Annotated in this window: 15 protein-coding genes and 1 riboswitch; of the genes, 2 read left to right on the forward strand and 13 right to left on the reverse strand. The window is 73.8% G+C overall.

The annotated features are described in order from the left end of the window. Positions 1 to 342: 342 nt before the first annotated feature. The 12 genes from IH00_RS0100990 to IH00_RS0101045 all read right to left on the reverse strand — a co-directional run bounded on the left by IH00_RS0100990 (position 343) and on the right by IH00_RS0101045 (position 12,847). Positions 343 to 1,257 carry a Ppx/GppA phosphatase family protein gene (locus tag IH00_RS0100990; protein ID WP_031068464.1) on the reverse strand — a complete coding sequence of 305 codons (915 nt, stop codon included), beginning with the start codon at positions 1,255 to 1,257 and terminating at the stop codon, positions 343 to 345. Next, positions 1,254 to 1,802 carry a DUF501 domain-containing protein gene (locus IH00_RS0100995; protein ID WP_031068466.1) on the reverse strand — a complete coding sequence of 183 codons (549 nt, stop codon included), beginning with the start codon at positions 1,800 to 1,802 and terminating at the stop codon, positions 1,254 to 1,256. Before IH00_RS0100995 ends, IH00_RS0100990 begins: the two co-directional genes overlap by 4 nt. A 13-nt stretch (positions 1,803 to 1,815) precedes the next feature. Then, entirely contained in the window at positions 1,816 to 2,286 is a 471-nt protein-coding gene (locus tag IH00_RS0101000; protein ID WP_031068468.1) for an FtsB family cell division protein, read from the reverse strand. 90 nt (positions 2,287 to 2,376) lie between these two features. Further along, on the reverse strand, positions 2,377 to 3,657 hold the full coding sequence (gene eno / locus IH00_RS0101005) for a phosphopyruvate hydratase (protein ID WP_031068470.1): 1,281 nt from the start codon (positions 3,655 to 3,657) through the stop codon (positions 2,377 to 2,379). A 265-nt stretch (positions 3,658 to 3,922) separates the two neighbouring features. Continuing rightward, entirely contained in the window at positions 3,923 to 4,603 is a 681-nt protein-coding gene (locus IH00_RS0101010; protein WP_031068472.1) for a LysM peptidoglycan-binding domain-containing protein, read from the reverse strand. 3 nt (positions 4,604 to 4,606) lie between these two features. Beyond that, a riboswitch (cyclic di-AMP (ydaO/yuaA leader) is annotated at positions 4,607 to 4,773 on the reverse strand. A gap of 260 nt (positions 4,774 to 5,033) precedes the next feature. Beyond that, complete coding sequence (locus IH00_RS0101015) at positions 5,034 to 5,921, reverse strand: transglycosylase family protein (protein ID WP_324615763.1); 888 nt, start codon at positions 5,919 to 5,921, stop codon at positions 5,034 to 5,036. A gap of 161 nt (positions 5,922 to 6,082) precedes the next feature. Then, positions 6,083 to 7,390: a cytochrome P450 family protein gene (locus tag IH00_RS0101020; protein WP_031068476.1), complete on the reverse strand. Its 1,308-nt coding sequence runs from the start codon at positions 7,388 to 7,390 to the stop codon at positions 6,083 to 6,085. Then, positions 7,387 to 9,645 carry an SEL1-like repeat protein gene (locus tag IH00_RS36815; protein WP_052411102.1) on the reverse strand — a complete coding sequence of 753 codons (2,259 nt, stop codon included), beginning with the start codon at positions 9,643 to 9,645 and terminating at the stop codon, positions 7,387 to 7,389. The genes IH00_RS0101020 and IH00_RS36815 overlap by 4 nt, the downstream gene beginning before the upstream one ends. 46 nt (positions 9,646 to 9,691) lie before the next feature. Further along, positions 9,692 to 10,660 (reverse strand): nucleoside triphosphate pyrophosphohydrolase, encoded by a 969-nt coding sequence (locus tag IH00_RS0101030; protein WP_031068480.1) that lies wholly within the window; start codon positions 10,658 to 10,660, stop codon positions 9,692 to 9,694. Positions 10,661 to 10,669: 9 nt separating this feature from the next. Next, complete coding sequence (locus IH00_RS0101035) at positions 10,670 to 11,308, reverse strand: SurA N-terminal domain-containing protein (protein ID WP_031068482.1); 639 nt, start codon at positions 11,306 to 11,308, stop codon at positions 10,670 to 10,672. A 142-nt stretch (positions 11,309 to 11,450) separates the two neighbouring features. Further along, a complete protein-coding gene (locus tag IH00_RS0101040) occupies positions 11,451 to 11,870 on the reverse strand; it encodes a GtrA family protein (RefSeq protein WP_031068485.1) in 420 nt (139 codons plus the stop codon). Next, complete coding sequence (locus tag IH00_RS0101045; protein WP_031068487.1) at positions 11,867 to 12,847, reverse strand: glycosyltransferase family 2 protein; 981 nt, start codon at positions 12,845 to 12,847, stop codon at positions 11,867 to 11,869. Before IH00_RS0101045 ends, IH00_RS0101040 begins: the two co-directional genes overlap by 4 nt. A 127-nt stretch (positions 12,848 to 12,974) precedes the next feature. Here IH00_RS0101045 and IH00_RS0101050 point away from each other — a divergent pair, with 127 nt between their 5' ends. Continuing rightward, positions 12,975 to 15,407 (forward strand): YfhO family protein, encoded by a 2,433-nt coding sequence (locus tag IH00_RS0101050; RefSeq protein WP_078887486.1) that lies wholly within the window; start codon positions 12,975 to 12,977, stop codon positions 15,405 to 15,407. Between the two features lie 10 nt (positions 15,408 to 15,417). Next, positions 15,418 to 16,221 carry a class I SAM-dependent methyltransferase gene (locus tag IH00_RS0101055; protein WP_031068490.1) on the forward strand — a complete coding sequence of 268 codons (804 nt, stop codon included), beginning with the start codon at positions 15,418 to 15,420 and terminating at the stop codon, positions 16,219 to 16,221. Between the two features lie 156 nt (positions 16,222 to 16,377). Here IH00_RS0101055 and IH00_RS0101060 read toward each other — a convergent pair whose 3' ends face one another. Next, positions 16,378 to 17,904, reverse strand: a complete 1,527-nt coding sequence (locus tag IH00_RS0101060; RefSeq protein WP_031068492.1) for a serine/threonine-protein kinase — start codon at positions 17,902 to 17,904, stop codon at positions 16,378 to 16,380. Between the last annotated feature and the right edge of the window lie 153 nt (positions 17,905 to 18,057).

An 18,057-nucleotide genomic window follows, 5' to 3' on the forward strand; every position in this document is an offset into this window, starting at 1 on the left:
CGCCCCTTCACAAGCTCTCGGGAGACCTCTGCTACACTGCGCGGCCCACGTGACCGAGGTCATGGCGCGGCAGGGGAACCACGGTGTAACGGAAGACGTTGTTCACCCCCGCTGAACTGGGCGTGCGAGCACCTTTTAACGGTGGACCGCCCCAGAGTTCACGCCTACGAAACACAGGCACAGGCCCGCTCCCGGGTGCGCGAAAGGGCCCCGGAGGGGGTTCCGGAGGCGCTTGAGCGGCTCCGTGACCCTCCTCGGGGCCCTTTTCCTTGTGAAGAACTTCACGAACTTTCCCGACGGCCCGTCCGGACGGGCGGCCGGAGGGCGCCCGTCCGGGGGCGGTCAGACCAGCGACAGGGCGATTCCGTCCAGAATGTCGTGCTCGGAGACCACGACCTCACGGGCGCCGACGCGGTCCATGACGGCCAGCAGGACCAGCGCTCCGGAGACGATGACGTCCACCCGGCCCGGGTGCATCACCGGGATCGCGGACCGCTCGTCGTGGGTCGAGCCGAGCAGCCGTGCCGTGACCTCCGCGACCTGGTCGTAGGAGATGCGGGAGCGGTGGATGGCGGCCGAGTCGTACGCCTCCAGGCCGAGCGCGATCGCGGCCACGGTGGTCACCGAGCCGGCCAGTCCGACGAGGGTGTCCGCCTCGCGCAGCGGGACGGTCGCCTCCGCCACGTCGAGGGCCGCCTCGATGTCCGCCCGGATCGCCGCGACCTCCTCCGGCGACGGCGGGTCGCTGCGCACATGGCGCTCGGTCAGGCGGACGCAGCCGATGTCCACCGACCGGGCCGCGCGGGCGTGCGCGGTGCCGACGACGAACTCGGTGGAGCCGCCGCCGATGTCCACGACCAGGTACTCCTCGGCGCCGGGCAGCTCCTTGGTCGCGCCCGTGAAGGAGTACTCCGCCTCCTGGTCACCGGTGATGACCTCGGGCTCCACCCCCAGGATGTCCAGCACGCCCCGGACGAAGTCGTCGCGGTTCCCGGCGTCGCGCGAGGCCGAGGTGGCCACGAAGCGCAGCCTCTCGGCGCCGTACTCCTTGATGACGGCGGCGTATTCGCGGCAGGCGGCGAAGGTGCGCTCCAGCGCCTCGGGCGCGAGGCGCCCGGTCCTGTCGACGCCCTGGCCGAGCCGCACGATCGTCATCCGCCGGTCCAGGTCGGTGACTTCGCCGGTGGCCGGGTCGATGTCGGCGACGAGCAGGCGGATGGAGTTGGTACCGCAGTCGATGGCGGCGACCCGGGTCACTGCGCGTCCTCCCCGGTGCCGCCGGCCGTGGCGCAGGGCGTCACGCAGGGGCCCTTGGCCCACCACTCGGGCAGCATCGCCAGGGCCTCGTCGCCCAGCGGGTTCACCCCGGGGCCGGCCACGAGCGAGTGCGCCACCAGGACGTGCAGGCACTTCACGCGGTCGGGCATGCCGCCCGCGCTGGGGAAGCCCTCCAGGACCTCGATGGCGTCGCGGCGCGCGATGTAGTCCTCGTGCGCGGAGCGGTAGGCGGCGGCCAGTTCGGGGTCCTGCTGGAGCCGTTCGGTCATCTCCTTCATGACGCCGTTCGCCTCCAGCGTGCCGATCGCGGAGTTCGCCCGCGGGCACGTGAGGTAGTACGTCGTGGGGAACGGCGTGCCGTCGGGCAGCCGCGGCGCGGTCTCCACCACGTCGGGGTTGCCGCACGGGCAGCGGTGCGCGATGGCGCGCAGGCCGCGCGGCGGACGGCCGAGCTGGTCCTTGAACGCCGCGACGTCCGCCTCGGTGGGCTCGGTGCGTGCGGTCTGCGGAGGGGGCGTTTCCATGCCTGCCTTGGTTCTACTTGTCCGTGGTGCGGTCGGCGCTGTCCACGCCGTCCCAGAGGTTGGAGTACCAGGGGCGGTCGGCCGCACCCTGGTCGGCGCGGCGCTGGCGCACCGCGTCGGGGTCGATCACGGTGTAGCCGGTCTCCCCCGGAAGTACGTAGTGCAGGTGCTCGCGGGCCAGTCGCCTGATGTAGGCGTCGTCCTGCAGCCTGGCCTTCTCGTCCCGCAGCCGCTCCACCCGCTCGGCCGCCTCGGCCGCCAGCCGCTGCTGCTCGGCGATCTCGCTCTGCTGGGAGACCCACTGGCGCATCGGGTAGGCCAGGGCCACCACCATCGAGCAGACGACGAGCGCCAGGAAGGCCGCGCGTCCGGTGAGCCGCGAGCGGCGGTCCTGCCGGCGGCTCTGGGAGCGGTAGACACGGGCGGCGGTCTGCTCTCCGAGCAGCCGCAGTCTGGTCGCGGTGGAGAACCGGTCCCGGGCCATGCGTCCCACGCGCCTCCCTCTCCTGCGTACGTACGTCCCCGGACACGGTACGGGACCGTGGCCGGGGACGTACGGAGGCTGGTGCGGTGATCAGCCCTTGAAGCGCGGGAAGGCGCTGCGGCCCGCGTACACCGCCGCGTCGTCGAGGATCTCCTCGATGCGCAGCAGCTGGTTGTACTTGGCGACGCGCTCGGAGCGGGCCGGGGCACCGGTCTTGATCTGGCCGCAGTTGGTGGCGACGGCCAGGTCGGCGATGGTGACGTCCTCGGTCTCGCCGGAGCGGTGCGACATCATGCACTTGAAGCCGTTGCGCTGGGCCAGCTCGACGGCGTCCAGGGTCTCGGTCAGCGAGCCGATCTGGTTGACCTTGACGAGCAGCGCGTTGGCCGCGCCCTCCTCGATGCCGCGGGCCAGGCGCTCGGGGTTGGTGACGAACAGGTCGTCACCGACGAGCTGCACCCGGGTGCCGAGCTTCTCGGTGATGGTCTTCCAGCCGTCCCAGTCGTCCTCGAACAGCGGGTCCTCGATGGAGACCAGCGGGTACGCGTCGACGAGCTCGGCGTAGTAGTCGGTCATCTCGGCGGCCGAGCGGGACTTGCCCTCGAACGCGTACGCGCCGTCCTTGTAGAACTCGGACGCGGCGACGTCGAGCGCCAGCGCGATGTCCTTGCCCGGGGTGTAGCCGGCCTGCTTGATGGCCTCGAGGATGAGGTCGAGGGCGGCGCGGTTGGACTCCAGGTTCGGGGCGAAGCCGCCCTCGTCGCCCAGACCCGTGGACAGGCCCTTGTCCTTCAGGACCTTCTTCAGGGTGTGGTAGACCTCGGCGCCCCAGCGCAGGGCCTCGGAGAAGGACTCCGCGCCGATAGGGGCGATCATGAACTCCTGGATGTCCACGTTGGAGTCGGCGTGCGAGCCGCCGTTCAGGATGTTCATCATCGGAACGGGCAGCAGGTGCGCGTTCGGGCCGCCCAGGTAGCGGAAGAGCGGCAGGTCCGACGCCTCGGAGGCGGCGTGGGCGACGGCGAGGGAGACGCCGAGGATGGCGTTGGCGCCGAGCGACGACTTGTCCGGCGTCGCGTCCAGGTCGAACATCGCCTGGTCGATCAGCCGCTGCTCGGTGGCGTCGTAGCCGACGAGCTCCGGGCCGATCTGCTCGATGACGGCGAGGACGGCCTTCTCGACACCCTTGCCGAGGTAGCGGTCCTTGTCACCGTCGCGGAGCTCGAGGGCCTCGAACGCACCGGTGGAGGCACCGGACGGAACGGCAGCACGGCCGGTGCTGCCGTCGTCGAGGCCGACCTCGACCTCGACCGTGGGGTTGCCTCGGGAGTCCAGGATTTCCCGGGCTACGACGACGTCGATGGACGGCACGAGCATCTCCTTCTGGGATGTGACGCACAATGTGACGCAAGTGGTGCAGGGTCTCTTTGGCCCTTGCGACGGTCTTGCGGCAAGAGCCTAACCGGCTGCGGGGCCGTGACCAGCCGACGCCCGCCCCCTGGGACGAAAAAGGACCCGGGGGCTCCGATAGCAGGACAAAACCCCACAGTCTTACCCACCGGTAACCGGGAGAGCCCCGGCCCGGCGCGTACGGGGGAAGGAGCGCCGGGGCCGGGGCGGCCGGGGTACCGGGGGGTCAGCTCAGGTGGAGCTGCTGGCCCGGATGGATGAGATCGGCGTCCTCGATGATGTCCTTGTTCAGCTCGAAGAGCTTCTCCCAGCCGCCCTGGACCTTCTTCGTGGCGGCGATGGAGCTGAGGGTGTCGCCGGCCTGCACCTTGTACTCGCCGTCACCCTTCTCGACCTTCTTGCCGGTCGGGGTGGTCACCGTCTCCTGGGCGGGAGCCTTCGGCGCGGTGCGCTGCTCGCTGCGCGTGGTGGGCTGCTCGGCCGCGCGCTCCTGCTGCTGCGGCTGGGCCTGCTCGGCGGAGCCGCCGCTGTACGGGGTGCTGGACAGGCCGACGCCGCAGCTCGGCCAGGCGCCCTTGCCCTGGCCCGCGAGGACCTTCTCGGCGATCTCGATCTGCTGGGACTTGGTGGCCTGGTCGGCGGTGGCGGCGTACGCGGTGCCGCCGTACGCGGCCCAGGTGGAGGCCGAGAACTGCAGGCCGCCGTAGTAGCCGTTGCCGGTGTTGATGGACCAGTCGCCGCCCGACTCGCACTGGGCGACCTTGTCCCACTCGGCGGTGGTGGCGGCCGAGGCGGACGTGGCGCCCATCAGCGGAGCGGCGACGGCGACGCCGGTGATACCGGCGAACGCGGCGAAACGGGCGGCCTTGGACGGGCGACGGTGCTTGGACTTCCCGGAAAACAGCATGGAACTTCTCCTCACCGACGCCTGCGAGGTGAGCTGTCGGGTTCGGGCGTGAGCTGCCCGGCCGCGCGGTGTGCGCGGCTTCACCCCGAGCCGGACCGGCCGTCGTCTCCAACGGCCTGGGCCGGCACAAACCTTGGGTCCCCCGCTCCTGCCTTCGGCGCATGACGCGTCGACTGTTCCCTCACGGCCGGCGGCAGGATTCGGCGTTCCGGCCGGAGGGGCCCGCGATGGCGAGCGATGACGACCGTAGACACAGTCGTCGCCGAAGTTCAAAGACGGACATCCCACCCAATCCGCCCCTACTGCCTGGCGCTTGACGGACGTTTGCGCAGGTGAGGGGCGGAACGGACAGATCGTGCGTTCGTGAGATGCCAGTCGGCACAAAGAGACGCTTGTCTCACTTACATAGAAGCGGACATAGCGGCACGGATCACCCCGCCGGCTGCTCCTCAGCGGGCTTCAGGTCGAGGCTCTGGCCGGGCTGGATCAGGTCCGGATCCTCACCCACCGTCTCGCGGTTGGACTCGTAGAGGGCGGTCCAGCCTCCGGGCAGCTGGTGCGCGTCGGCGATGACGGAGAGGTTGTCGCCGGGGCGGACGGTGTACGAGCCGGGATCCTCGGACGCGGCGGACTCGCCGACGGCGGGCTCACGTGTCGCTCCGTCACCTCGCGAAGCGTGTTCGCCCTTTTCGCGCTCGGTGACCGAATTGTCGTCGTTCGTGGCGCTTTCACCCTCGGGAGCCGCCGGACCGGCCGTCTCGGCGGACTCGGCCGGGTCGGGCTCGCCGCGGTGCTTGCCGGTGCCCGGTGCCACCGGCTCCGTGGGCTCGACCCGCTCGGTGGGCCGGGACTCGGCCGGCTCGGTGGGCAGGAGGCTCTCCACCGGGTCCGCGGGGGTCGCGGGCGCGGCGGGGTCCGACGGCTCCAGGGGGTCGGAGGAGTCGGCCGGCTCGGGCGCCTGCACGGTCTTCTCGGGCGTGACCTCCGGGCTCGTCCCGGCCGCCTCGCCGGAGGCACCGAGGCCCGCGATCGGGGCGCAGGTCTCCCACGCCTTCTCGCCGGTCGCGGCGTAAACCTTCTCGGCGACGGCTATCTGCTGGGCGCGGCTGGCCAGGTCGGGGCGCAGGGCGTACTGCGTGCCGCCGTACGCGTCCCAGGTCTCCTGGGAGAGCTGGAGGCCGCCGTAATAGCCGTTGCCCATGTCGGCGCTCCACGCGCCGCCGGACTCGCACTCGGCCACCCGGTCCCACGTGGTGGCGTCGACCGCGGACGCGGATCCCGCGCCCAGCAACGGAAGGGCGAGGGCGGATCCGGTCACCCCCGCGGCGACGACGATGGCGGGGGCTTGACGGGGTCGTCGGTGACGGCCGTTCCCGGAGCGCATGCGGTGCTGCCTTTCGCGTGACTGCTGAGGTGGGGGTGAACGTAGCGGCATTCGAACGTCAGTCACAAGTCGATGCAGCGGAGATAACGCGAAGATCACATTTCTGACGACCCGTCACTTCCCAAAGGGGTTACTGTGTCCGGATTCTGGGGGTCGACCGCCGGCTCCCAGGCCACCGGCAGCGTCCGCAGCCCCCGCATGATGAGCCCGCCGCGCCACCGCAGTTCGGCCGGATCCACCGCGAGCCGCAGGTCCGGCAGCCGGGTCAGCAGCGTCGCGAGCGCCGTCTGGCCCTCCAGCCGGGCGAGGGGCGCGCCGAGGCAGTAGTGGATGCCGTGCCCGTATCCCAGGTGCTGGTTGTCGCGCCGCGCCAGGTCGAGCGTGTCCGGCCCGGCGAACCGCTCCGGGTCGCGGTCGGCGGCCGCGAGCACCACCAGGACGGGGTCGCCAGCCGCGATGCGCTCACCGCCGATGGTCAGCGGCTCGGTCGCGAACCGCCACGTCGCCAGCTCCACCGGCCCGTCGTAGCGCAGGAGTTCCTCGACCCCGCTCTCCAGCAGCTCCCGCTCGCCGGCCGCGAGGGACGCCTGGAGCCGGGCACGCTCGCCCGGGTTGCGCAGCAGCGCGTACACCCCGTTGCCGATGAGGTTCACGGTCGTCTCGAACCCGGCGAACAGCAGGATGAAGGCCATGGCGGCGGCCTCGTTCTCGGTGAGGTGCTCGCCGTGGTCGCTGGCCCGGATGAGGCCCGAGATGAGGTCGTCCCCCGGGTCCTGCCGCTTGCGGTGGATCAGCTCGGCGAGGTAGCCGCGCATCTTCTTCACCGACCGCGCCACCCCGCCGCGCGGCCCCCCGCCGTGCCGGATCATCATCCCGGCCCAGTCCCGGAAGTCGTCCTGGTCCTCGGGGGGAACGCCCAGCATGTCGCAAATGGCGTAGATGGGGAGCGGGAAGGCGAACTCGTGGATGAGGTCGGCCTCCCCTTTTGTGACGAAGTTGTCGATGAGCCGGTCCGTCAGCTCCTGCACCCGCGGCGCGAACTCGGCGACCCGGCGGGGCGTGAACGCCTTGGAGACCAGCCGCCGCAGCCGGGTGTGGTCCGGCGGGTCGATGTTGAGCAGGTGCGTCATGAGCTCGGCCTTGCGCTCACCCGGGATGCCGGTCCTGCCCCGGGCGTGCGCGGGCTCGTCGTGGTGTGCCGGGTTCTTGCTCAGCCGCTGGTCGGCGAGCGCCTGCCGGGCGTCCGCGTACCGGGTGACCAGCCACGCCTCGACCCCGCTGGGCAGCCGGGTGCGGTGCACCGGCGCGTGCTCGCGCAACCAGGCGTAGGCGGGGTACGGATCGGTGGCGAACTCCCAGGTGAAGAGTTCGGGCGGGGTGCTGCGGGCGGGCTGGTCGTTCACTCCTCGACGGTATCCGCCGCGGCGGCGAGTGCCTCCTTCGCACCCGGGTGCCCGGCGCCGGCGGCCTTGCGCAGCCATGCGGCGGCCTCCCCCGGACGGCCCTCCTTCTCCAGGAGACGGGCGAGCCGGAAGGCGCCGTAGGCGTCACCGAGCGCGAAGCCCTTCTCGTACCAGGTGCGGGCCTCGTCGGTGTCGCCGTGGTTCTCCAGGAGGACGCCGAGGTTGACGGGGTCGAGCCCGCACCCGCGCGCCGCGTCATCACGGAAGAACTCGTCCGCCTCGGCGAGCGAGCGGATCCGCAGCGCCTCCAGGGACTCGGACCGCCGGGTGTCCCCCGCGTCGATCGCACGGCGGAGCCAGACGACGGCCACCTTCTCCTCCCCCTGGTAGCGGTGGAGCGCGCCGAAGCTGCCGGCGACCGCCGCGTACCCCGCGTGGGACGCCTGGAGGTAGAGATCGAAGGCGCCGTCCGTGTCCCCCTCCGCGAACAGCACGTCCCCCAGCCGGTGGGCCGCCTCCGGGTCACCCGCCCGGGCGGCGGTGACGAGCCAGTGCCTGGCCCGGTCCTGCAGCAGCTTCGCGAGCAGCGTCGCCGCCCGCGCGTCGCCCGCCCCGGCGGCCGTCTCCAGGTACGGCTCCGCCGCCCGGCCCTCGCCGCGCCCGGCGAGCAGCCCGCCCAGCTCGCCGCAGGCGCCCGGGTGTCCCGCGTCGGCGGCCTTGCGCAGCCACGTCTCGTCGCCGCCCAGCCGCGCGAGACGGAACATCGCGTCCGGCTCGCCCGCTTGCGCCGCGTGCCGGTAGTGGATGCGGGCGGCCGTCGTGACGGCCTCCGGCTCGTGGGCGAGGGCGGCGTCCCAGACCGCGTCCGGGGTCGGCGGCACGGCGTCCGAGCGCAGCGCTTCGGCGAGCAGCGAACCGTACGGCCGCCACCCGCCGCCCTCCCGGACGAGCAGTCCGGTGATGCCGAGCCGGGGCCGGGCCGCCCACGCCAGGGCGTCCTCGAAGGACTCACCCGGGGCGTCGGCGCCGTAGAGCTCGTGCGTCTCGCGCAGCAGTTCCTCCGGGAGCGGCGCCGTGGTGCCGCACAGCGCCAGGTCGACGGCCGCGCGCACCAGCAGGTGGCCGCGCGGGTGGTTGGCCGGGCGGCGGGCGCGCTGCCATTCGGCCCACAGCTCGGGCCCGAGGCCCAGATACTGCGTCACACCGGTCGCGCCCCGCCACAGCAGCGCCTCCTCGTGGCGCGGCTCCCCTGGCTCGGCCAGCCGCGCGAGCTCGTCCTCGCTCCAGTCGAGGGAGAGCTCCACCGTACGGGCGCGGCTGAGGACGCGCGCGTGCGGGGAGGAGCCGAAGCGGTGCCGGTCGTACGCCTCGTCGGACATGGTGGCGAGCACCGGGACGCCCGCTCCGGTGAGCCGGGCCAGGAGCCCGGTGTCCAGGCCGCGTTCGTGGAGGTGCCCCTCCAGGTCGTCGAGCCACAGCACCCACGGGCCGCCGCCGTGCGGGGCCAGGGCGCGCAGGTCCGTGCCCGGCGGCGGGACGCAGACCCGGTGACCGGGCAGGGCGCGGACCATCGCCGCCCACGCGGTGGTGGTCCTGCCGGACAGCGGCTCCCCGGTCACCAGGACGAAGCCGCGGACCTCCGCCAGTTCGGCGTCGCGGTCGCGGCGTACGTACGGGCCTCCGTGCCGGGCGCCGAGCACCACCGGGTCGGTCTCGGACACGGGCAGCCAGACCGCGGGGTCGGGCGGTGCGGGCGGCCCGAAGCGGACGGAGCCGAGGGTGCCGGTCTGGACGACCGGGCCGAGGAACACACCGCCCGAGACGTCGTTGTCCGCGCGGACCGCCGCCGCGATATCCGCACCCGCGGCATCCGCCGCCGCACGCGCCACCGCACGGTTCTCCGCCTCGCGCTCCGCCGCGGCCTGCGGTCCCCCGGCCGGCGGTTCGGCCGCGGGTGCCGCGGCCGGCTGCGCCGGCTCGCGCGTCGGGGAGGGCCCGGCGGCCGAGCGGATCGTCTCGCGGAGTCCGGCGCGCGCCGACGGTCCCTGGGCGACGAAACGGCGCACCCACTCCGTCAGCACCGCGCGCACCCGCGGGTTGTCGCCGTACCGGCCCAGCTCGAAGGCGAGCAGCTCCAGTTCGCTCGCCGCCAGCTTGTCGACGGCCGCGACCCGCGCCCTGACCGCGGGCCATGCCGGGCCGGTCAGCTGCTGCCGCAGATCGGCCGCCAGCGCCCGCAGCTCCCTGTCGTCCATTCCCGATCCCCCGCCCCCACCGGCCCGTTCGCCCTACGGGGCCACGTTACTGACCGCCGTGTCCCTCCGCCGCGCGGATGGCGTCCCGGTACACGCGGCCCGCCGCCCGCAGCGCCGCCTCCGGGTCCACGCCGGCCGCCTCCGCCCGTACCGCCAGCGCGAGCAGCTCGTACCCGATGCCCTCGCCCGCGGGCAGGGCGACGTCCAGTCCGGCGTTGCGCACGCGGCTCGCCAGCTTGGCGGCGAGGGCGAGGCCCGGCTGGCCCAGCGGCACACCGTCCGTCACGGAGTCGCGCTGCTTCTCGTCCGCCTTGGTGCGCAGCCAGTGCTCCCTGACCTCCTCCGGCGTCTCCGCGCGCTCCTCGCCGAAGACGTGGGGGTGGCGGCGGATGAGCTTCTCGACGATCGTGCCGGCGACGTCGTCCACCGAGAAGGGCTCCTCCTCGTGCTCCTGCGCGATCCGCGCGTGGAAGACCACCTGGAGCAGGACGTCCCCGAGCTCCTCGCGCAGCTCGTCGCGGTCGCCGTCCTCGATGGCCTCGACGAGTTCGTACGCCTCCTCGATGCCGTACTTGGCCAGGCCCTCGTGGGTCTGCCGCGACGACCAGGGGCACTCGCGGCGGATCCGGTCCATCACCTCGACGAGGTCGAGGAGGCGCGCGCCGGGCAGGTCGTACGAGCCGGGCAGCAGTTCCAGGTCGGGCATGGCGACCCGGCCCGAACCCGCCATCCGGGCCAGGCCGTCCGTCAGCGCGCGGTCGCCCTCGCCGGACGCCAGGACCAGCACCGTACGGCCACCGGCGCAGGCCTCCACCAGGTCCTCCGCCGCGGGCGCGGCGATCTCGACGGTGACGCCCGCCTCCCGCAGGTACGGGAGCTGCGGGTGGTCCGCGTCGGCGCACAGCACCCGGTCGGCGGCGTGCAGCGTCCGCCACGCGGGCCAGGACAGCAGTCCGGGCGCGACGCGGTGGCTGGCGGTGAGCAGGACGATACGGCCGGGGGTGTCAGCGTTCACCCCTCGAACCTACATCTGCTCGCGGCCGCCCAGCTTCCGGATCCAGGGGGCGCTGTACTCGCCGAGCTGGATCTTCTCGTCGTCCCAGCTGCCGTAGCGGGGGTTCACCTCGATGTCGAGGTCCTGGGACGCGGCGGCGAACACCTGGGTGAGCTTGCGCTGCCCCTCGGGCGTATTGGTGGCACCGAACTTCTCGGCGATCTTGTTCATGAGGACGTTGCGGCGGACGACGTCGTCGATCTCGTCGGGCGCGACGCCCTGCTGCTGGAGCAGCATCGCGGCCAGCTGCTCCTCGCCGCCGCTCTGCTCCGCCGCCTCCCGCCGGGTCTGCTGGACCTCCTTGCGGCTGGCGGTGATCCCCTGGTCGGCGGCGACCTTCTCCACCACCCGGTCGAAGATCATCCCGTTGAGCTTCTCCCGGTTCAGGTCGCCCGTCGCCTGGATCAGCTGCTCGGCCTGCGGCGACGCCTGCTGCGCGGTGCGCACGTCCTTCACCTGCGCCTGCAGGGCGGTCACCTCGATCCGCTGCCCGTCGACGACGGCGGCGGCTCCTGGATGCGTGTCCCCTCCGCCGCAGGCGGTCAGCACGGGCGCGGCGGCCAGCAGCGCGGCGGAGACGGAGAGCGCGGTGCGACGGCGGCGATGCAGGCGGTGCAAAGGAGCCTCCCGGCGTGGGTCGGTTCAGCGGGTGCGACGCGAAGCGTCTCGTTGAGGAGTGGGGCTCGGGTGACGGGCGGGCGTGAACGACCTTGCGGTGATCGATGTTAGGCAGTGGACGTGGCCCGGGCCACTACTTCGGGACCACTGTTTCGGTCAACGAGTCACGGGTCCGGGGGGTCTCGGGCCGCAGCATGATCGTCCGCGAGACGACGAAGGTGATGGGGATGGCCGCCGCGGCCGCGACGAGCGGGGCCCAGCGGCTGGAGAAGCCCGCCACGTCGACCAGGAGCCAGACGCCGCTGGTCGTGATCACGAAGTTGGCGGCGTTGGTGAGGGGGAACAGCAGGAACTTCCGCCAGGTCGGGCGGGTGCGGTAGGTGAAGCGGCAGTTCAGGAAGAACGAGCCGGTCATGGACAGGAGGAACGCGACGACGTGCGCCGCCACGTAGGGCAGGCGCGCGGCCAGCAGCAGCAGGTAGAAGGCGTAGTAGGTGGCGGTGTTCACCACGCCCACCAGCGCGAACCTGACGATCTGGCCGTGGACGGTCATCGGCGTACGAGCTCCCCGGGGTGCTGCTGCGGCGGCGCGGCGGTGTGCGGTGCGACGGTGTTCGTCGCCTTCACCAGGAAGTGCGGGCGGCGCTTCACCTCGTAATAGATACGCCCCACATACTCCCCGACGACCCCCAGCATCACCATCTGCACCCCGGCGAGTGCCGTCACGGTCACCAGCAGGGTGACATAACCGGGGGTGTCGACGCCGTTCACCAGAGCGGCTCCGACGATCCAGGCGGCATACACGGCGGCGACCGAAACCAGCAGCAGACCGAGATAGAGGGCGGCCCGCAGCGGTTTGTCGTTGAAGGAGAGCAGACCGTCCAGCCCGTAGTTCAGCAGCTTTCCGAAACTCCATTTCGAGCGGCCCTGCTCACGCGTCGCATTCTCGTACGCGAAGGTGGTGGTGCGGAATCCGACCCAGGCGAAGAGACCTTTGGAGAAGCGGTTGTACTCGGTGAGCTCCAGGACCGCGTCGACGGTCCGGCGCGACAGGAGCCGGAAGTCGCCGACGCCGTCGACCAGCTCGACGTCGACCAGGCGGTTGATCAGCCGGTAGTACGCGCGGGCGGCGAGGGTGCGGGTGACGCGGTCCCCCCGGCGGGTGCGCCGCGCCACCACCTGGTCGAAGCCCTCCGCGTGCAGCTCCAGCATGCGGGCCACCAGCTCGGGCGGGTGCTGGAGGTCGGCGTCCATGATGACGACGGCGTCCCCGGCCGCGTGCCGCAGGCCGGCCAGCATGGCCGCCTCCTTGCCGAAATTCCGGCTGAAGGACACGTAGCGGGTACGGGACCGGGCGTCGGCGGCCGCCATCTCCTCCAGCAGCGGGAGCGTACGGTCATGGCTTCCGTCATCGACGTAGACCAGCTCGAATTCCGTCCCGAGGAGTTCGAGTTCCGCGGTCACGCGTGCGTGGAAGCGCCCGATGATCTCCTCTTCGTTGAAGCACGGCACCACTATCGAGATCAGCACGCAGGAAACGACAACGGACGTGCGTGTCGGCGGCGGTCGCTTCACATGGCGGGCAGTCGACCATTGAATGAACTGGGCCACGGGGGTGGTGATTCCGGCCGCCGGTGCTGCGATATTCGACGGCGTCATGCAGAGATACGCCTCCCGGGCCGCGTCGGCGGCCGGGCTCATCACCGCGTCCGCCGTGTGCGCCGGGGACGCCGTCGCCCGCACCTTCCCCTTCGGGCCGCACACGCGCAGCGTCAACGACCTCGGCAACCAGTTCGTACCGTTCCACGCCCACCTGTGGGACCTGCTGCACGGCCGGGCCGACGGGGGGCTGCTGCTGAACTGGCAGTCCGGGTACGGCACCAGCTTCCTGCCGGACCTGGGGACCTACCTGTCCGGTCCGCTCGCGCTGCTCGTCGGCGTCTTCCCGCGCGACCGCGTCGACCTCGCCGTGTACGTCGTCACGGTGCTGCGGATGGCGCTGGCGGCGGCCGCCATGACGGTGCTGCTGCTGACGCAGCGGGCGGGCACCCCGGGCCGCGCGGGCACCCGGTGGGGCGCGGCGGTGCTCGGCGCGTCGTACGCGCTGTGCGGCTGGTCCGTCATCGAGGCCTCGTACAACCCGATGTGGCTGGACGGGCTGATCGCCTTCCCGCTGCTGTGCCTGGTCGGCGAGTGGGTGCGGACCGGCCGGCACCCGCTGCTGGGGCCCCTGGTCGTGGCGGTCGCGTGGACCGCGAACTTCTACACCGCGTACATGGCGACGCTGGGCGCCGGGCTGGTGCTGCTGGCGCGGGGCGTGCGCGGGTGGCGGGTGGCGGCCCGGGCGGCGGGGACGGTGGCCCTCGGGGTGGGACTCGCGGCGCCCGTGCTGGTGCCGGTGTTCCTCGGGTCGCGGCACGCGTACCCGGGGTGGACGCGGGAATTCCGGCCCGCCGGGTGGGCGGAGGTGGCGGCACGGACACTGCCCGCCACGTACGGCTTCTTCACCCCCGCCCTGTTCCTGGGGACCGGCACGCTGCTCCTCGCGGCGGCGCTCGCCTTCCACCGGAAGGTGCCGGCCCGGGAGCGGTGGGTGTGGACGGGCCTGGTGGCCGCGGTCCTGCTGTCGCTCCAGTGGGGGCCGGCGCATCTGGTGTGGCATGCGTTCGCCACGCCCAACGGCAGCCCCTACCGGCAGACCTTCGTGCTGGCGGGCGTGGTGGTGATGGCGGCCTGGGCGGCGGTGTCCCACGGGTGGCCGGGGCGGCGCGCGCTGCTGGGCGGCGGGCTGGTCCTGGGCGTGGTGGCGGCCGGGGCCGCGCTGGGGGACGCGACAGCCGCGACGGGATGGTCGTACGCGCTGTTCGCCGCCGGGCTGGCGGCCTCGGTGGGCGGGGTGCTGCTGGCGCGCCGCCCCCGCGGCTTCGTCGCGGCCGCCGTCCTCCTGGCGGGCGCACTGGCCGGGCAGGCGGCGGCGACCACGGCGTACGCCGACCGGGAGCGGCCGGCCCGGCTGGACGACTACCCGGCCTGGGGCGCGGCGCACGCCGCACGGGCCGCGGACGTCTCCGCGGCGGACGGCTGGCCCCGCTACCGCACCGATCCGGGGCGCCCGCAGCTGACGGGGAACGATCCGCTGCTGGTGGGCGGGCAGGGCGCCGGCTACTACAGCAGCCACACGCCCGCGGTGCTGACGCGGACGCTGGCGGCGCTGGGCGGCGGCTGGACCTCGAACGGGCGCAGCCTGCAGTCCCTGGACAACCCGGTGACCGACGCGCTGTTCGCCGTGGGCGCGCGGGTCCGGGGCGACGCCGGGACCGTGCGGCGCGACGACGTGCTGCCGCTGGTGACGGTCCGGCCCGGCACGGCCGGAGCACGCTACGGCCCCTCGGCCTTCCGCAACCAGGAACTGCTGCTGGGGGCACGCGTCTACGAGCTGCCCGCCGACGGCGTGTGCCCGGTCGGCCGCGACGTCTTCGTGTGGGCGCCGGACTTCGGCGGGACGGCACGCCTCGGCGACGGGCCGGCGGTGCGGCTGCGCGGCGGGCTGCCGAAGTGGCGCGCGGCGATGGCGCCCCTGGGGACGCAGCGCACGGCGGGCACCCGGGTGGTGCTGGACGGAGGGGGCACGGTGCCGTCGGCCGGGAGCGTCGGGTGCCTGGACCGGGCGCGGCTGTCGGCGGCCGTGGCCCGGCTGGAGGCGACCGCCCCGGTGGCGGTGCGCGTCACGTCCGGCGGCGTACGCGCCGAACTGCCGCCGGGCACCGGTGTGCGCACGGCCGTCCTCGCGGCGCCGCGGATCGCGGGCTGGCGGTGCGGGGGCCGGCCCGCCGGCGCGTACCTGGGCCTGGTCGCCTCCCCCGTACGGCCCGGGCAGCGCACCCTGGACTGCACCTTCCGGACGCCGGGACTGCGGTCCGGCGCGGCGGCCGGCGGTCTCGCGGCGGCCGGGTGGCTGGGCCTGGCACTGCGCGGGCCGCGCCGGCGGGGCGGTGCGCCGGCCGGGCCGCAGCGGGTGTCGCCGTCGCGCCACCAAGACTTCACCGGAGCGGCACCGTCCCGTGGTCCGCGCGCGAGGGGCCCGGCGTAGCTTGCCGCGCATGCCCTCTCTCCTGAGCAACCGGCTGGCGCAGCGGGTGCTGAAGCCCGCCTTCACCCTGGTCGAGCAGCGCCTGGAGCGCGCGACGACCGCGCTCCAGTCCGACCTGGACGCCCTGCACCACGAGGTGGCCGACCTGAGGCGGCAGAGCTACGGGCTCGGGCTGCTGCTCGACCGGGCCGGGCGCGACGGGCACCGGATGCCCACCGCCGCCCAGGTCGACACGCTCGTGCGGGAGATCGGGGCGGTCACCGGCGACCGCAGCGACCGGGTGCGCCATGACGTCACCGTCGCCTACCGGCACCTGGTGGCGCTGGAGGCGCTCGGCGTCGGCGGGCTCGGCGGGTCCGTGTCCGACGTGTGCGGGCGGCTCGCGACCGTGCCGCTGCTCGCGCCGCCGAACGGCGAGGTGCTGGAGATCGGCACATGCCACGGCCTGTTCGCGGCGGCGCTGCGCCGCATGCTCCAGCGCGGCGGGACCGACGCGCGGCTGACGGTGGTCGATCCGCTGGACGGCCCGCCCGCCCGCGAGGACGTCGTCCGCGGCAACCTGGCGCTGGGCGGGGCCCCCGCCGACGGCGGGACCCGGCTGGTGCGGGGCACGTTCGCCGGCCCGGACGTCCGGGAGGCGGTCGGCGACCGGCGCTACGGCGTGATCGTGGTGAACGGCGACGGGCACGACCTGGCGGCGGTGCGGGACCTCGCCGCGCCGGGCGCGATCGTCGTCCTCGGCGACCAGCCGCGCCCGGCGGGCCTGACCGGCCTGGGGAGGGTCGCGGACTCCGTGTACTCCCGCGCCGCTTGACCCTCCGCGCCGCTTGGCCATCCTCGCGGTCCGGCCTTCCGCGCGGACCGGCCAGCCGGCGCGGACTCCGTGTACTCCCGCGCCGCTTGACCCTCCGCGCCGCCCGACCGCCCGCGCCGCCCGCGCGGTCCGGCCACCCGCCTGCCGGCGTGGGCGTCAGAAGCCGCGCATCCGCTGCTGGCGTTCCAGCGCGCGCCGCAGCTCCGCCGCGAGCGGGTGGTACGGCCCGTACACCCGCTCCGTGTCGTGGAGAAGGCCCTGCAACTGCTGGTGGGCGCCGGTGTGGTCGCCCATCGCCAGCAGCAGGTGGCCGATGCGGTGGCGGATGTCGAAGGCGCGGCCCGGATCGCCGCCGGCCGGCTGCCCGGCCTCGTGGTACGGCAGCAGCGCGCGGTACTCGGCGAGCGCGGCGGCCGTCTCGCCGAGCTGCTCCAGGCACAGCGCCGCGTCGTACCGGAACTGCAGCGTCTGCGGGTCGGCCGGGCCCGCCTCGGCCGCGCGGTCGTCGGCAAGGCGCCGCAGTTCGGGCAGGGCGCGCCGGTACTGGCCGTCGTCCATCAGCGTCGTCGCGTACTGCTTGCGCAGGATCCGCACGACGGGTGAGTGCTCGCCGTGCTCGGCGGCGGCCGCCGGGAGAATCCCGCCGAGGATGTCGACGGCGCGGGTGATGCTGCCTTCGCCGAGGAGCCGCTTGACCTCGTCGACCGCGGCCGCGACGTCGGGCCGTCCGGCGGGCGGCGCCACCGGCGGGGCGGGCGGCGGCGGGGGCGGGGCGGCCCGGTCGGGCCAGGGGGCCAGCGGGCGCAGGAAGGGCCGCGTCGGGTCCAGGGGGCCCGCCGGTGTGCCGCGCGTGGGCAGCAGCGGCGCGAGGGCCTCGTACACCTCGTGCGCCCCGGACGGGCGGTGCTGCGGGTCCTTCGCGAGCAGACGCAGGACCAGTGTTTCCAGGGCGTCGGGTATCTCCGGGCGCACCTGGCGGACCGGCAGCGGCGGCTCGTACAGGTGCCGGTGGAGGATGCCGAGGGCGGTGGAGCCGGCGAACGGGACGTTCCCGCTGAGGAGTTCGTGCAGCAGGATGCCGAGCGCGTACAGGTCGGTGTACGGGCCGACGGCGCCGCCCATGGCCTGCTCGGGCGCCATGTAGGCGGGGCTGCCGATGGGCGAGCCGGTGTGGGTGAGGCGGGTGGTGTCGGTGTCGATCACGGAGGCGACGCCCAGGTCGAGGACGGTGACCGTCCCGTCGGGCCGCACCATGACGTTGCGGGGCTTGAGGTCCCGGTGGACGATCGGCACCGCGTGCACGGCCGCGAGGACGCCGCACAGCTGCGCGCCGACGGAGACCGCCCACTGCCAGGGGTACGGATCGTGTTCGGCGAGGTGGTCGGCGAGGTCGGCGCCGTCGACGTACTCCATGACCAGGTACAGGTCGTCCCCGTCGCTGCCCGCGTCGTGGACGGTGACCAGCCCGGGGTGGGACACCTGGGCGGTGACGCGGCACTCGCGCACGAAGCGGCGGCGCATCTCGTCGGCGGCGGTGGCGGCGGCCATGTGGTCGGGGCGCAGCAGCTTGACGGCGACGCGGCGGTCGAGCCGGCCGTCGTAGGCCGTCCAGACCTGGCCCATGCCGCCCTGGCCGATGACGGTGGACAGCTCGTACCGGCCGGCGATGACCCGTCCGCTCACCGGGGCCCGCCCTCCCGGCCGTTGTTCCCGCGGAGCAGGTCGCTGAGTTCGTCGAGTTCGGCGCGGACCTGGTCGATGTGGCGGGGCGCGGGAGCCGGGGCGGGGGTCCGGGGCGGCTGCGGCGGGGGCGGCTGCACCGGCACAGGCGCGGGG

It is taken from the genome of Streptomyces sp. NRRL S-118 (genome assembly GCF_000716335.1).
In the GTDB taxonomy this organism is placed as follows: Bacteria; Actinomycetota; Actinomycetes; order Streptomycetales; family Streptomycetaceae; genus Streptomyces.

Bases quoted from the DNA above. Each gene is read 5' to 3' on its own strand.
- IH00_RS0100995 (WP_031068466.1), bottom strand. From the start codon at position 1,802: ATGGAAACGCCCCCTCCGCAGACCGCACGCACCGAGCCCACCGAGGCG.
- IH00_RS0101000 (WP_031068468.1), bottom strand. From the start codon at position 2,286: ATGGCCCGGGACCGGTTCTCCACCGCGACCAGACTGCGGCTGCTCGGA.
- IH00_RS0101010 (WP_031068472.1), bottom strand. From the start codon at position 4,603: ATGCTGTTTTCCGGGAAGTCCAAGCACCGTCGCCCGTCCAAGGCCGCC.
- IH00_RS36815 (WP_052411102.1), bottom strand. From the start codon at position 9,645: ATGGACGACAGGGAGCTGCGGGCGCTGGCGGCCGATCTGCGGCAGCAG.
- IH00_RS0101040 (WP_031068485.1), bottom strand. From the start codon at position 11,870: ATGACCGTCCACGGCCAGATCGTCAGGTTCGCGCTGGTGGGCGTGGTG.
- IH00_RS0101050 (WP_078887486.1), top strand. From the start codon at position 12,975: ATGCAGAGATACGCCTCCCGGGCCGCGTCGGCGGCCGGGCTCATCACC.
- IH00_RS0101055 (WP_031068490.1), top strand. From the start codon at position 15,418: ATGCCCTCTCTCCTGAGCAACCGGCTGGCGCAGCGGGTGCTGAAGCCC.